Genomic DNA, 12,356 nt, shown 5'->3' with positions numbered 1-12,356 from the left:
GAGATATAAATGAAGGAAATTTACATTTATCTTACTAAAACTGTTTTTGGCTCTAAAAGAATGATTGTCACTATCATTCTATTTATAATTTGGTTTGCTTTAAATGGTTATTTTTTAAAAAGAGTATTTCAAAATATAAATGATAATAGATTAAATGTTGTTTTAAAGTCTCCCGTAATATACATACATGATAAAGTATTTAATCCGTCCTTTTCTGTTCTGCTATTATTTCCATTATTTATTTTATTAGTTGATCTAATAACAAACTTTCTTTTAAAAACTGCCGTAGTAAGCAGGCACAAAGATCTAAAATCGTGGTGGAAAGTATACTATATTTCAATTTTATCATTAACATTACTTTATGTTGGAATATTAAATGTTTTATTAATTATACTTGTTTTTTTAGCTGGACTTAGATCTAAGGTAGATTACAGTTTTTTAATTTATTTTTTTACTTCGATATATTTTCAAATAAATGGTTTTATAATAATAGCTAACATTTTTACCTCGGTAACAATAATAACTAATAATAAAATTTATGGTTTTCTAATTACTTCAACAATCTTTATTTTAATGCATTATATTTTTTATTATATGATTCTAGTTGGAAAAAATGTTCAATCATTTGAAATGTATATGTTTTTAAATAACAACTCGAATTTGATTAACTATATTTGGTTTATTGCATTATTATTTCTTTCGAATATTATAGCTAAAAAGCTCTTAAATGAAAGTGATTTTATATAGAAGGAAGTTATTATATATATGTTTGATCGTAAGAGAATTTTGAAAATCTTTCTTGGTAGTTTATTTATCTTATTTTTGTGTATAAAGTCCTTATCGCAATTTAACACTAAATCATTTGAGGCTTTTTTAATTTATACATATGGATATCTCAATATAAATATTGGATTAGATAACATTAATGATATTTTGTTTTATATTCTTCCTCAATTTTTTATCATGTTTATTTTATTTAATCTTATAGAACAAAGTATAAATAAACAAGCAGTTTATATTTTCAGCAGAACTGATAATCGTGTGAAATGGTTTTTGAAAAAAATTTTTATAATTATATTTTATACCGGAATTTTCTGTCTTTTTTTGATCTTAATAGAATTATTATTCGGGCATCTACTTAATTTGCCGATATTAGATAACAACAATTTGTTGCTTTTGATTGTTGGTCAAGAAGGTTTATTATTTTTTCACTGTTTGTTTCTTGTTATTTGGGTGAATGTCTTATCTTTAAGTTTTAATAGCATTTATAGCTTGGCTTTTGTCTTTAGTTCTAACATTTTTAGTTATTTAATCACTTCAATATCTAGAAGTAAACTATTATTTATATTACCCTCAATACACAGTTTGCTTTATTTACATGATTTAGGATATATTCCCAGGCAAAATGAATTGCTTAAGATTTATATTCCGGGGTTCAAATTATGGTGGTCACTAATTTATTACTTAGTAATCATAACAATACTTATTGTATTAGGTTCTAACTGGATAAAGAAAAAAGATATTATTTAAATTGTACAAAGGAGAGCTAAAAAATGTCTTATCTTGAAGTGGTGAATTTACGCAAAGAGTTTAAAGGTCATACAATATTACAAAATATTAATTTGTCTCTTGATAAAGGCAAAATATATGGTTTTTTTGGAAGAAATGCTTCAGGAAAAACAATGCTATTTCGAGCAATTTCAGGGCTAATTAAACCTACTGAAGGATATATAATGATAGATAAAAAAATATTACATAAAGATATGTCTTTTCCAAATAGTATAGGTGTTATTATCGAAACCCCGGGCTTTTGGGATTACTATACTGGATTAGAAAATTTGAAAATATTAGCTTCTATTAAAAGAATAATTTCTGTTAAAGATATTAAGCTTTCCATGAGTAGGGTGGGCTTAGATCCTGAAGATAAAAGAACGTTTAAAAAATACTCACTGGGTATGAAACAAAGGCTTGGAATAGCTCAGGCAATTATGGAAAAACCCGAGCTGATTGTTTTAGATGAACCAACGAACGCATTAGATGAGCAAGGAATTAACCTAGTAAGAACAATTTTATTGGAAGAAAAGAATAGAGGGGCACTTATTCTTATCGCAAGTCATAATAAGGATGATATAGAGCTTCTCTCTGATACTAAATATAAGATGGATTCGGGAAGATTAAGCCTTTTTATAGAACATTAAATCTTACAAAAGTTATATTGGAGGTAAGAACCTTGAAAATTAGTAACAGAATTCTTATCATAATAATTACATTTATAATCTTAATTAGTTCATTATTTAGTCTATATATCAAAAACACCTTTGCAAATGATCTGCTGTTTAATGATACTAACTATAATAATCTAAAATTTGCTTATTTGTTTGATCTTAATGGCGATTTTAATAATTCTATTGGAAACTTTAATGAGTTGAAGAAGATATCCCCATATATTATTTCCGTAAAACTTACCTCTGAAGATAAAACTAAATTTTCTATGGCCTTAAGAGATACAGTACAAATTTTGAAAGTTTTCAAAGGAGGTGGTGAACAACATTTAAAACAGGGAGATATAATCAATATTTTTGAGCCAGTAATTATTAGGGGCCAAATGCTTTATGCTAATAGTGGATATATCCCTATGCAAAAGAATAAAGAATACGTTCTCTTTCTAAAAGATATAATAAAACCTTCATGGTATCAATACAAGAGCGAAGATGGAAGGAAAACTTTTATTCCATCATCTACATTTTATGGAAAATTTATTTTAGATAAGGATACTCAAATAATGAAAGTTGATTATGGTGAAACGTATATTCCGATTGATCAAATAAATAAATACGATTTGGTACTTCTGAAAAATTCCAATCAAATTAAGAATATAGAACTTAAACAATATGATGCCGATAATGTAATTAATAAATATAAACAAATAAAAAAAGACTTAGCTACATATGTAGATGAGTCCAATAAATAGTAGTTCTGCGTCTCTTAATTTAGTGCCACTGAAAAGGGGTGAAAATAATGACTAAAAGAGTATTATCAATATTAATAACAATTCTAATACTCCTCATTGGTGGTAGTTTAATTTATAATAGGTTTTTCAAAATAACAAATTACCATACTGCTATTAATGCGGCCGATATAAAAGAAATACGAATAATCATAAAGTATAATGAAAAGAAAATTCGTGCAAAAGATTGGGCTCCAATTATCCAAGAGTTTAATAATAGTAAAATTATTCGGGTAAATAAACTTGATACAATAGGTGATGTTAATGTTTTCTTTGCCCTAAAAGATGGGCATTCCATAAACTGTGAAATTGGTGGTAATGAGCTTAAGGTATCACGCCTAATAGAACAAAAAAAAGTAGATTATATAGCTGAAAATAAAGAAATAAAGGATATCGTAACAAGCATATTTGGAACAAACTAAAGCCTCTTCGCATTATCTATCCTTCTAGGATGTCAAACACCGACAAGGAAGGGTTGAATAGATTTTTTGTTCAGTGAATTGGTCAATTATGTGATGAATTGGGGAGCACACAATATATTCGGGATCAGTAAACATGGTCATTTAGGGTGGCCATAGCTTTTTTCAGACGATGAATATTAAATAATTCTTGCTTTGAACATATATATAAAACAGCAGCCTTAGAGAACTGTTCCCTATCAGGGGGGGCATATTTTAGGGGCTGCTGTTTTATTGTTCTCAGTAGACAAATTTATTCAAAAAACGAAATAAAAGTAATATTTCGCCCTACAAATTAAGCCAAATATTTCCAAAGGTTTGGTATATAGTAATACATAAGAAGGATACCGCATAAAGATTAAATTGTGTTGATATTCAACAGAGATTCAAATCTCTTGTCTTGTGGGTCTACTCTCCCTGGAATCCTTATACTTAACGAAACAGAATTTCAAAAAAATACATCTATTAAGGAAGTCATAAATCATGGTTATAATTGAAAACCCTAAAGGCAGTCGGATTGGTCGAATTATTAAGTATTTCTTATTTTCTCTGTTAACTTTAACCGTCATATTATCAAGTGTTCTTGGAGTCCTATATTTGGTATATAAACCTACCATAGATTCAGCCAAGGAACAAGCAATTCTTAAAGTAAGAAATATAGACCAGCTAACCTTTAAAAGAGCTGGCAGCACCTTGATATTGGATAAGGACAATAAGCCAATTGCCAAGTTAGGCTTAAGCGGTTATAACTATGTAGACCTAGCGGATGTATCTGATTATGTGCCTCAAGGGTATGTCGCGGTTGAAGATAAGAACTTCTTTACAGAAGGAGCTTTAGATTATAAAGAAACAATAAAGGCCGGAATTTTGTACTTGCTAAACAGAGGTAAAGCAACTGTTGGCGGTTCGACGATTACTCAGCAAGTTGCCAAGAATGTTCTGCTTACACAAGATAGAACGGTCTCACGCAAGCTAACTGAAATATTCATAGCTTTCGACTTAACAAAACGATATACGAAAGACCAAATTATGGAGTTTTATATTAACAATTGTTACTATGGTGAAGGATGCTATGGAATAGAAAGTGCTGCCCGGTACTTTTTTTCAAAACCTGCTTCTAAGTTAAATCTGGCAGAAGCGGCAACCCTTTGTGGAATGTCTAATAATCCTTCTCTGTTTAACCCTATTACAAATCAGGAAAAGGCGACACAACGAAGAAATATAGTCCTCAATGCTATGATGGAGCAAGGAAAAATATCGCATGCTCAGTACGATGACGCAAAGGATACTAAGTTAACCCTCACAATTCACAAACCCGTTGCAACACCTGAAAATTATATGACAAGCTACGCTATTGATTGTACCGTGAGAGCGTTGATGGAACAAGATGGCTTCCAATTTAATTATACATTTAAGACAGATGATGAAAGAAATAATTATGAGTCTGAATATAAAGAAACTTACTCCCGATATGATAAACGAGTCCGCAGCGGCGGGTACACAATTTACACTTCGCTTGATGTCGCCAAACAATCCTTATTACAATCATCCCTGGATAATGGCTTAAAAGATTTTACGGACATAAATCCTACAAATAATAAATTCAGTATGCAAGGGGCAGCAGTTTCAATAGATAATAAAACGGGTTATGTAGTAGCTATTGTCGGGGGAAGAGGCGATCAGGATGTTTATAATCGGGCCTTCCTGAGTTATCGGCAACCAGGTTCATCAATTAAACCGTTACTGGATTATGCTCCTGCCTTCGAATTAGGTTATCATCCTCTGTCCCGGATAACTGATCAATATATTCCTAATGGTCCTCGAAATGAAGAAAACCGATACTACGGGCCTGTAAGTATTCGATTGGCGACGGAAATGTCTCTTAATACCGTTGCTTATCAGGTATTGACGAAAATAAAACCTCAAACAGGGTTAGCCTATTTAGAGGCAATGAGATATGCGGGGCTTCATCCTGAAGATAATATCCCCATTGCGAGTATTGGTGGGTTCACTGAAGGGGTATCACCTGTTGAGCAAGCGGGGGGCTTCTATACTTTAGCAAACGGCGGAAGGTATGTTCAACCCAGCTGTGTCAAAAAGATTGCCGATCTTGGACAAACAATCTATAAAAACAGCCGAGAAACGAAAAAGATTTATTCACCGGAATCTGCCTATATGATGACAGATATTCTCAAAGGAGTTATCAGTTCGAACTATGGCACTGGGCACAATTTACAAATTGATGGCCAGATAGTTGCCGGGAAGACTGGTACTACGGAAAACAGTAAAGATGGATGGTTTTGCGGCTATTCGTCATACTATACAACCGTTGTATGGTGCGGGTACGATATTCCCAAGGAAGTTAACAATTTGTTCGGTTCTACCTATCCCGGACACATTTGGTTGGACTTTATGACCAAGGTACATGAAGGTCTCCCAAGAGCAGATTTTCTCCAACCACAGGGAATTGTTTTTAAAACTATTGATTGGCGAGGTAATCCTACGGACTTTGACACAGGAACTCAGGATATGTTTTCTGAAACTTACTTAGAGAAGAGCTTAGGTGGGCAGGCCGACGTGAACGCGGCGCAGTCTGCAAAAGACAGTTCAACTATAACCGACCGAGTAATAACTCCTGAAGGGAATCAAATTCTCCAATCAGAGGACCAAGAGACAAAAGCTGAACAAGATGCCGATGCTGCTCTAGCAGTCCTGGAATCATTAACACCTCAAAGTTCACAAGAGAATAGGGATGCTGTTTTTTTAGATGCTCAAAATAAGATAGGAAAAATAAAGGATAAGGATAAACGTTCTTCCTATCTCAATAAAATTAGTGATGTGCAGAGGGTATTGGGTATTGGGGGCTCTTTTTAACCATGTTGATTTTCTGTGACACTTAATTCTAAAAACTAGTTTTGGTATGGCGCTGAAAAGCGCCTATCTTATTCTCCGAGGCTCAGCAATTTGTGCTTTTTGCATTAATTTTCGTGCCATAAGGTACTTTTTAAAGGTTTTTTATCCGAGTATTATAAACTTATTTAAGAAGTATGCAGACTATGCCAATTCTAGTAACTACTTTTCAGAACCATAATCAACCCAATCCTTTTTGATCAAATTCAAATGTTAAGGTAGATTCCGGTGCTTATGAGAAGAAGAAGGTAATGACTATGGAAGGTTTTAGAGATTTTGAGCTTAATTAAATTAATGAGGTGATTAGTATGGCAATTGGTTTTAAAATTGACTTTTTGTCCTATCAGGCCAAACATCGCGATTTGTTCCATTCATTTTGCTCTACAATTAGCTACTATCTTGAGCCTAGAGGTTGGGGAACAGAATTCCCATATTTACTAATACACTTCTATAATGGAAAGCTTGATTGGATTGACGTGTCGAAATTGATAGGTGAGCTTAAAGATATACGTGAGAGATTGAAGTACATCCAAACAACAGATATTATTTTAGACATTGAAGATTTAAGTGAAGGAGAATTGCTGAGGAAAAGAGAATGCAGTAATTACTGCGATTTATTGAATAGTTTTCTGGTGAATGATGGCCGGAATCTATTCGATGTTTTATTAACGGCCCTGGAAAATTCATTAATTGAAACTGATAAAGAGATTGCTTAAAAAGAGCCTTCCAAACATTAATTAAATGGCAAATCATAAACAGTGGGATGGTATTAGAAAGGGGCGTAGACCAAAAAGGTTTCTACGCCCCTTTCTAATGGTAAAGTCAGGGCAAAGACAATGATGAATTGCGAATAGTAATTTCTAATACATTACATATAAGATTTATATTTTTGTGGTTCTAAGAATTTGTTAAGCTTAAAAAGATTGATTTGAAGTCGTCTTAAAACCAAAGTGTAAAATATGAAAAAGCTGAAAGGACAATTGATGCAATAAGCATGGCCAAAACCGGCCGCAAAGCCCGGCTGCGTAAATTGGATAAATGAACATTGAGACCTAGGCCCACCATGGCGGCAGCCAATAAGAAAGGACCAATATCGTTTGAAATTACGGATAAAATAGTCTTAGGAATAGGAAGATAGGTACCGATGATACTCGTAACGAGAAATCCGAGTAAAAACCAGGGAAAGGGCGCTTTCTTTGCAGTCTCCTGACCATTTTTACGTGTCCACAGGGAAAGAATAATACTTAGAGGAATGAGTAAGAAAACCCGACCCAGCTTAGCTAATAAGCCAATCGTTAAGGCTGTCGGTCCTGCCGTTGCCGCAGCCGCAGCAACATGGCCTATCTCGTGTAAACTAATTCCACTCCAAATGCCAAATTGAACTGCGGTTATTGGAAGTAGGGGGCGAATTAAGGTGTAGCCAATCGCGAACAGAGTGCCTACTAAAGCGATGATACCTGCTCCGAGGGCCGTATCTTCATCATCGGCGTTAACGATCGGAGAAACGGCAGCAATAGCAGCAGCACCACATACACCTGTCCCGATGCCTAAAAGAAGGGAGAGCATTTTTTCTCCTTTAAAAAGTTTAGCTAAAAGCAATGTCACACTGATTGCAACAATGATGCTTAAGGCATCGTGAATTAAAAGCAGGCCCCCTTGGTTTAAAACAACATCAATGTTGAGCTTAAAGCCATAAAGAATAATTGCAAAGCGAAGGATTTTATGGGCGGAAAATTGTATTCCAGTGCGGATATCTTCCGGATAACCGAAAAGGTTACGATACAAAACTGCGATCAGAATTGAAGTGAGCATAGCTCCTATCCGGTCCAAGACAGGTAAATCCGAGGCTATTGTACCGATTCCTGCAATAACAAAGGTAAATAAAACACCGCCGTATAATTTGATAGAATTCGATTTCTGTAATGTTACCGCTGGAATTTCCATGTTATGAGACATTTCTTCAACCCTTCCATACCATACAAAATTTCCTGAAAGCTTTTAACCTATTGTTCCGGAACAGGCTCATTATTAAAGACGTTGATTTCAGGTTTCTGCACTTAAATATAAAGGCTGCAATTTAGACTTACAATCTAGATGTCTAATGTTAAGCATTTGGTTATTTAATATGTACACGCATCTCAAATCAGGGCAGCAATTTTCAGGTCAATTTTAAGGAGGTTATGGGTCTTGATTACGGAATCTCTTAAAGTATTTGTGACAGTTATTGAGCAAAACAGTTTTTCTCGGGCCGCTGAAGAGCTGTTTTTATCCCAGCCAAGCGTTAGTCTCCATATCCGCAACTTAGAAAATGAGTTCGGTGCCAAACTTCTGCATCGTTCTTCAAGGCGTCTCAGTCTTACTCCGGCCGGAGAAGCCTTATTTCGGCATGCCAGAGAGATTCTCAGTCATTATGATCAGGCAAAAAGTGAAATTAATGATCTTCGTCATGTCGTCACAGGAGCTTTGAAAATCGGCGCCAGTTTTACAATCGGTGAATATGTCTTGCCCCGTTTTTTAGCGGAAGTTTCGGAAAATTATCCTAATGTTGAGGTATCGGTAACAATTGCTAATACAGAAGAAATTGCTCAATTGCTCCACCAAAACCAACTGGACATTGGGATTGTCGAAGGCCAAGTGAGCCTTCCCGGCATTGAAGAAGAACCTTTTATGCATGATGACATGCTTTTAATTGTTCCTAACGGGCATCCATTAAGTAAGCTCAGCAAAGTTTCCGCTGAAGATCTTCAAGATCAGGTTTGGATTTTAAGGGAATCTGGTTCAGGAACTCGTTCTTTCAGCGATGATCTTTTGAAGTCCTTAGGAGTAAAGATGAACCGTTCTTTTGTCTTTAGCAGCAATGAGGGAGTTAAAGAAGCAGTGATTAATGGTCTTGGGATTACGATTGTATCCCGTCTTGTTGTTCACAAAGAAATAGCCGCTAAGGTAATTAAAACAATACCGATTAAGACCAAAGAAAAACTCCAGTTTTCCCGCAAACTAAGCATTCTGCACAGCCAAGAACCGGCAAGTTCTAAAGCAGTTGAGGAATTTCTGGAGAAATTAAGACTATTTGAATTGTAAGTAATACCAACCCGAATACCGGCAAAATTGAGGGATATATCATTTGTATCTTTATATAAATGACGCTAAAATGTTTAGGTATAAATAACTTAAACATTGAAAGGAACAACTAACAACTTATGACGATGTGGAAGCGTAACTTAATTATCTGTTGGTTCGGCTCCTTTGCCACGATGGCTGGTATGAACCTTGTAATTCCTTTTCTTCCCGTTTACATCCAACAATTAGGTGTTCATAATATAGCCAGAGTTGAAGAGTGGTCCGGTGTTGCTTTTGGTGCAACTGCTCTCTCCGCCGCTATTGTCTCCCCGCTTTGGGGCAAACTGGCCGATATACATGGCCGCAAGCTGATGTTGTTAAGAGCAAGTCTGGGGATGGCTGTGATTATGGTTTTAATCGGATTCGTTCATAATGTTTATGAACTTGTTGGCCTCCGTCTCTTAATGGGTGCCATATCTGGTTATGTACCGGCAGCGATAACCCTTGTTTCCTCTCAAACTCCCAAAGACCGTGCCGGTTGGGCTCTGGGTACTCTTACTTCCGGGTCAGTTGGAGGCTCCTTAATCGGTCCTCTTGTTGGTGGTACTTTATCTGAACTTATCGGTTTGCGCCATGTTTTTTATGTCACTGGGGGATTTCTGTTTTTGGCATTTCTAATTGCTTTACTGTTTATCCATGAAGACTTTGTACCGAACAACTCGGCTCGGCTGTCCGGTCAAGAATTTTGGAAGACTATTGACAAGCCCAAGATCCTGATAGCAATGTTTATAACCTCGTTTATGCTTCAATTAGCCAGTATGTCGATTGAACCCATTGTTACCATTTACGTCAAGCTTTTAATGAATAACGCCAATCATGTTGCGATTATTTCCGGAGCAGTCGTTTCTGCTGTGGGATTGGCTAATGTCCTTATTGCTCCCCTCCTGGGTAAACTATCAGACAGGGTAGGGCCATATTCGGTGCTATTTGTCTGCCTCCTTGGGGCAGCTGTAATTATAATTCCTCAAGCATATGTCCGAAATGCCTGGCAGCTTATTATTTTACGCTTCATAATGGGCATGGCAACCGCCGGCTTTTTGCCATCGATTAATTCGCTTCTGAAAAGTAACATTCCGGAAACAATTTCAGGTAGAATATTTGGGTATAATAATGCAGCTCAAAATTTAGGTAACGTCGTGGGCCCTGTATTAGGGGGCCAGATGGCAGCCTTCTGGGGTTTCCATTATGTGTTCTTTTCTACAAGTATATTACTTCTCATCAATGCTTTTTGGGTTTACAGAACGGGTAAAGGACAATATGAAGCATCTGCTCCCAATTGCTCGGGTTAACCGGCACTGGCAAGTGAACTCATTCTGAAAGTATGTGATTTATCAACTTGGAAAGGAAGGCTTTAAATGCCAGAAAACGTAAAGCTTAATGCCGACAGGTTTTTGGGATTTGCTGATATTTATAATAACTCACGTCCCCAAAGTCCTGAAAAGGTAAAAGAAATTTTATTAAACTATTTAGGACGCAATCCATCGCTGGTTGTTGATTTGGGATGCGGCACAGGCCTCTCCACAGCAATCTGGAGCGATGTGAGTCGTCAGATTATAGGAATAGAGCCTAGTGTGGATATGCAAAGGATAGCTAAAGAGAAACTAGCTAATCTTAGCAATATTGAATTCATTTCTGCCTTTTCCAACGATACAGGATTGGAGAATAATTGTGCAGATATCATTACCTGTTCGCAGTCATTTCACTGGATGAACCCTCAACAAACATTGAAGGAAGTGTCGAGGCTGCTGACGATAGGCGGCGTTTTTGCAGTTTATGATTATGATTGGCCGCCGGTTTGTAACTGGGAAGCCGAGCTGGCATACAGCCTGCTCTTTGAAAAGGTTGCGGAAATTGAGTCTAACCATCCTAAGCTAAAAGATAGTTTTGTGAGATGGAACAAAGACAACCATCTTACGAACATAAAAAATAGTCAAGAATTTCGCTATGTAAGGGAGATCGTATTTTCGAATTCTGAAAACTGTACTGCTCAGAGATTAATTAAGCTTGCCTTAAGCCAAGGTGGATTACAAGCTATTCTCAAAGAAGATAAGGATAGGATTAATCCCTACTTAGTAAGGTTTCAGGAGAAAATATTAGAGATCTACAGTAATACTGAATTTAGTATTGACTTCTGTTATCGCCTGCGCATAGGCATTAAATAATCTAAACTATGTTTTAAGACTTTATGGTACATCAAAGGGAGCTTCTAGGTTATAGCATGACTTTTCTTGAGAAAGTAGTTACCATATTCCGAAGGCAAAGGTCTGTTTAAGAGTATTTATAAACGATAGCAGTAACTGCAGGACAAAAGGTGCTCTAGATGAGTTAAAATGTGTCCTGCAGTTTTTTATTTCTGGAATAATTAATATACTTTCTTCCCTACACTTCTAACTTTTCCAGAACTTCATTAAATTCACTTCTAATCTCGGTTAATGAATATTCTACTTTTGGGGGAACTTGATGATAGACCTTACGAAGAATAAGTCCGTTTTCTTCCAAAGTCCGCAACTGTCTGGTCAAGGTTGCCGTGCCTTGCAAATGCAGAAAACTTTTTCTAACATTAGATACAAATTGTGACAAATTATACAGTATATCTATGTTATACTACACATGAAAGAGTTTTTAACATAATTATTTCCTTTTTGCTAATTTAATATATAATTAGGAAGTTTTGAAGCATGTATTGGATAATTTGGGCGCTTTATACATGTGGAACGAGTAGCGCAACCGGCCTGGTTTTTAAGTAAACCAGGTTTTTTATTTGGGGAGGAATAATTTTGAAAGAATTAAGATTGTTTTTAATCCCGGGTTTTGTTGGCCGAAAAGGTCAAGATACAGGTTAATAGATATATAGTTTGGAA

12 protein-coding genes and 1 riboswitch are annotated in these 12,356 nt (G+C 35.6%); of the genes, 10 read left to right on the top strand and 2 right to left on the bottom strand.

Annotated elements, in window-relative coordinates; translation table 11 throughout:
- Positions 1-9: 9 nt before the first annotated feature.
- From ACPUYX_RS14665 to ACPUYX_RS14635, 7 genes are all read left to right on the top strand, one after another.
- Positions 10-747, top strand: a complete 738-nt coding sequence (locus ACPUYX_RS14665) for a hypothetical protein (protein ID WP_426380374.1) — start codon at positions 10-12, stop codon at positions 745-747.
- A gap of 18 nt (positions 748-765) precedes the next feature.
- Positions 766-1,530, top strand: coding sequence for a DUF2705 family protein (locus ACPUYX_RS14660; RefSeq protein ID WP_426380373.1), 765 nt, complete (start codon positions 766-768; stop codon positions 1,528-1,530).
- Between the two features lie 23 nt (positions 1,531-1,553).
- Positions 1,554-2,198 carry an ATP-binding cassette domain-containing protein gene (locus ACPUYX_RS14655; protein ID WP_426380372.1) on the top strand — a complete coding sequence of 215 codons (645 nt, stop codon included), beginning with the start codon at positions 1,554-1,556 and terminating at the stop codon, positions 2,196-2,198.
- A 32-nt stretch (positions 2,199-2,230) separates the two neighbouring features.
- Positions 2,231-2,971 (top strand): hypothetical protein, encoded by a 741-nt coding sequence (locus ACPUYX_RS14650; RefSeq protein ID WP_426380371.1) that lies wholly within the window; start codon positions 2,231-2,233, stop codon positions 2,969-2,971.
- 47 nt (positions 2,972-3,018) lie between these two features.
- Positions 3,019-3,429, top strand: coding sequence for a hypothetical protein (locus ACPUYX_RS14645; RefSeq protein ID WP_426380370.1), 411 nt, complete (start codon positions 3,019-3,021; stop codon positions 3,427-3,429).
- A 519-nt stretch (positions 3,430-3,948) separates the two neighbouring features.
- Positions 3,949-6,339 (top strand): transglycosylase domain-containing protein, encoded by a 2,391-nt coding sequence (locus ACPUYX_RS14640; protein WP_426380369.1) that lies wholly within the window; start codon positions 3,949-3,951, stop codon positions 6,337-6,339.
- 344 nt (positions 6,340-6,683) lie between these two features.
- Positions 6,684-7,091 (top strand): Imm70 family immunity protein, encoded by a 408-nt coding sequence (locus ACPUYX_RS14635; RefSeq protein WP_426380368.1) that lies wholly within the window; start codon positions 6,684-6,686, stop codon positions 7,089-7,091.
- A gap of 223 nt (positions 7,092-7,314) precedes the next feature.
- Here the strand turns inward: ACPUYX_RS14635 and ACPUYX_RS14630 are convergent, their stop codons facing one another.
- Entirely contained in the window at positions 7,315-8,319 is a 1,005-nt protein-coding gene (locus ACPUYX_RS14630) for a YeiH family protein (RefSeq protein WP_426380512.1), read from the bottom strand.
- A 243-nt stretch (positions 8,320-8,562) separates the two neighbouring features.
- Between ACPUYX_RS14630 and ACPUYX_RS14625 the strand changes: the two genes are divergently transcribed.
- The 3 genes from ACPUYX_RS14625 to ACPUYX_RS14615 all read left to right on the top strand — a co-directional run bounded on the left by ACPUYX_RS14625 (position 8,563) and on the right by ACPUYX_RS14615 (position 11,657).
- Positions 8,563-9,456: a LysR family transcriptional regulator gene (locus tag ACPUYX_RS14625; protein ID WP_088225744.1), complete on the top strand. Its 894-nt coding sequence runs from the start codon at positions 8,563-8,565 to the stop codon at positions 9,454-9,456.
- Positions 9,457-9,575: 119 nt separating this feature from the next.
- On the top strand, positions 9,576-10,784 hold the full coding sequence (locus ACPUYX_RS14620) for a multidrug efflux MFS transporter (RefSeq protein ID WP_426380367.1): 1,209 nt from the start codon (positions 9,576-9,578) through the stop codon (positions 10,782-10,784).
- Between the two features lie 66 nt (positions 10,785-10,850).
- On the top strand, positions 10,851-11,657 hold the full coding sequence (locus ACPUYX_RS14615; RefSeq protein WP_426380366.1) for a class I SAM-dependent methyltransferase: 807 nt from the start codon (positions 10,851-10,853) through the stop codon (positions 11,655-11,657).
- Positions 11,658-11,874: 217 nt separating this feature from the next.
- Here the strand turns inward: ACPUYX_RS14615 and ACPUYX_RS14610 are convergent, their stop codons facing one another.
- On the bottom strand, positions 11,875-12,015 hold the full coding sequence (locus ACPUYX_RS14610) for a winged helix-turn-helix transcriptional regulator (RefSeq protein WP_426380365.1): 141 nt from the start codon (positions 12,013-12,015) through the stop codon (positions 11,875-11,877).
- Positions 12,016-12,150: 135 nt separating this feature from the next.
- Positions 12,151-12,237, top strand: a riboswitch (cyclic di-GMP riboswitch).
- Positions 12,238-12,356: the final 119 nt, after the last annotated feature.

This window comes from Desulfosporosinus sp. SYSU MS00001, from assembly GCF_049943955.1.
Lineage (GTDB): Bacteria > Bacillota > Desulfitobacteriia > Desulfitobacteriales > Desulfitobacteriaceae > Desulfosporosinus.
Note: the sequence above shows the minus strand (reverse complement) of the source record. Positions and strands in the feature narration are given on the sequence as shown.

Coding starts and splice junctions, on each gene's coding strand:
- ACPUYX_RS14665 (WP_426380374.1), top strand. CDS start 10: ATGAAGGAAATTTACATTTATCTTACTAAAACTGTTTTTGGCTCTAAA.
- ACPUYX_RS14660 (WP_426380373.1), top strand. CDS start 766: ATGTTTGATCGTAAGAGAATTTTGAAAATCTTTCTTGGTAGTTTATTT.
- ACPUYX_RS14655 (WP_426380372.1), top strand. CDS start 1,554: ATGTCTTATCTTGAAGTGGTGAATTTACGCAAAGAGTTTAAAGGTCAT.
- ACPUYX_RS14645 (WP_426380370.1), top strand. CDS start 3,019: ATGACTAAAAGAGTATTATCAATATTAATAACAATTCTAATACTCCTC.
- ACPUYX_RS14640 (WP_426380369.1), top strand. CDS start 3,949: ATGGTTATAATTGAAAACCCTAAAGGCAGTCGGATTGGTCGAATTATT.
- ACPUYX_RS14635 (WP_426380368.1), top strand. CDS start 6,684: ATGGCAATTGGTTTTAAAATTGACTTTTTGTCCTATCAGGCCAAACAT.
- ACPUYX_RS14630 (WP_426380512.1), bottom strand. CDS start 8,319: ATGGAAATTCCAGCGGTAACATTACAGAAATCGAATTCTATCAAATTA.
- ACPUYX_RS14620 (WP_426380367.1), top strand. CDS start 9,576: ATGACGATGTGGAAGCGTAACTTAATTATCTGTTGGTTCGGCTCCTTT.
- ACPUYX_RS14615 (WP_426380366.1), top strand. CDS start 10,851: ATGCCAGAAAACGTAAAGCTTAATGCCGACAGGTTTTTGGGATTTGCT.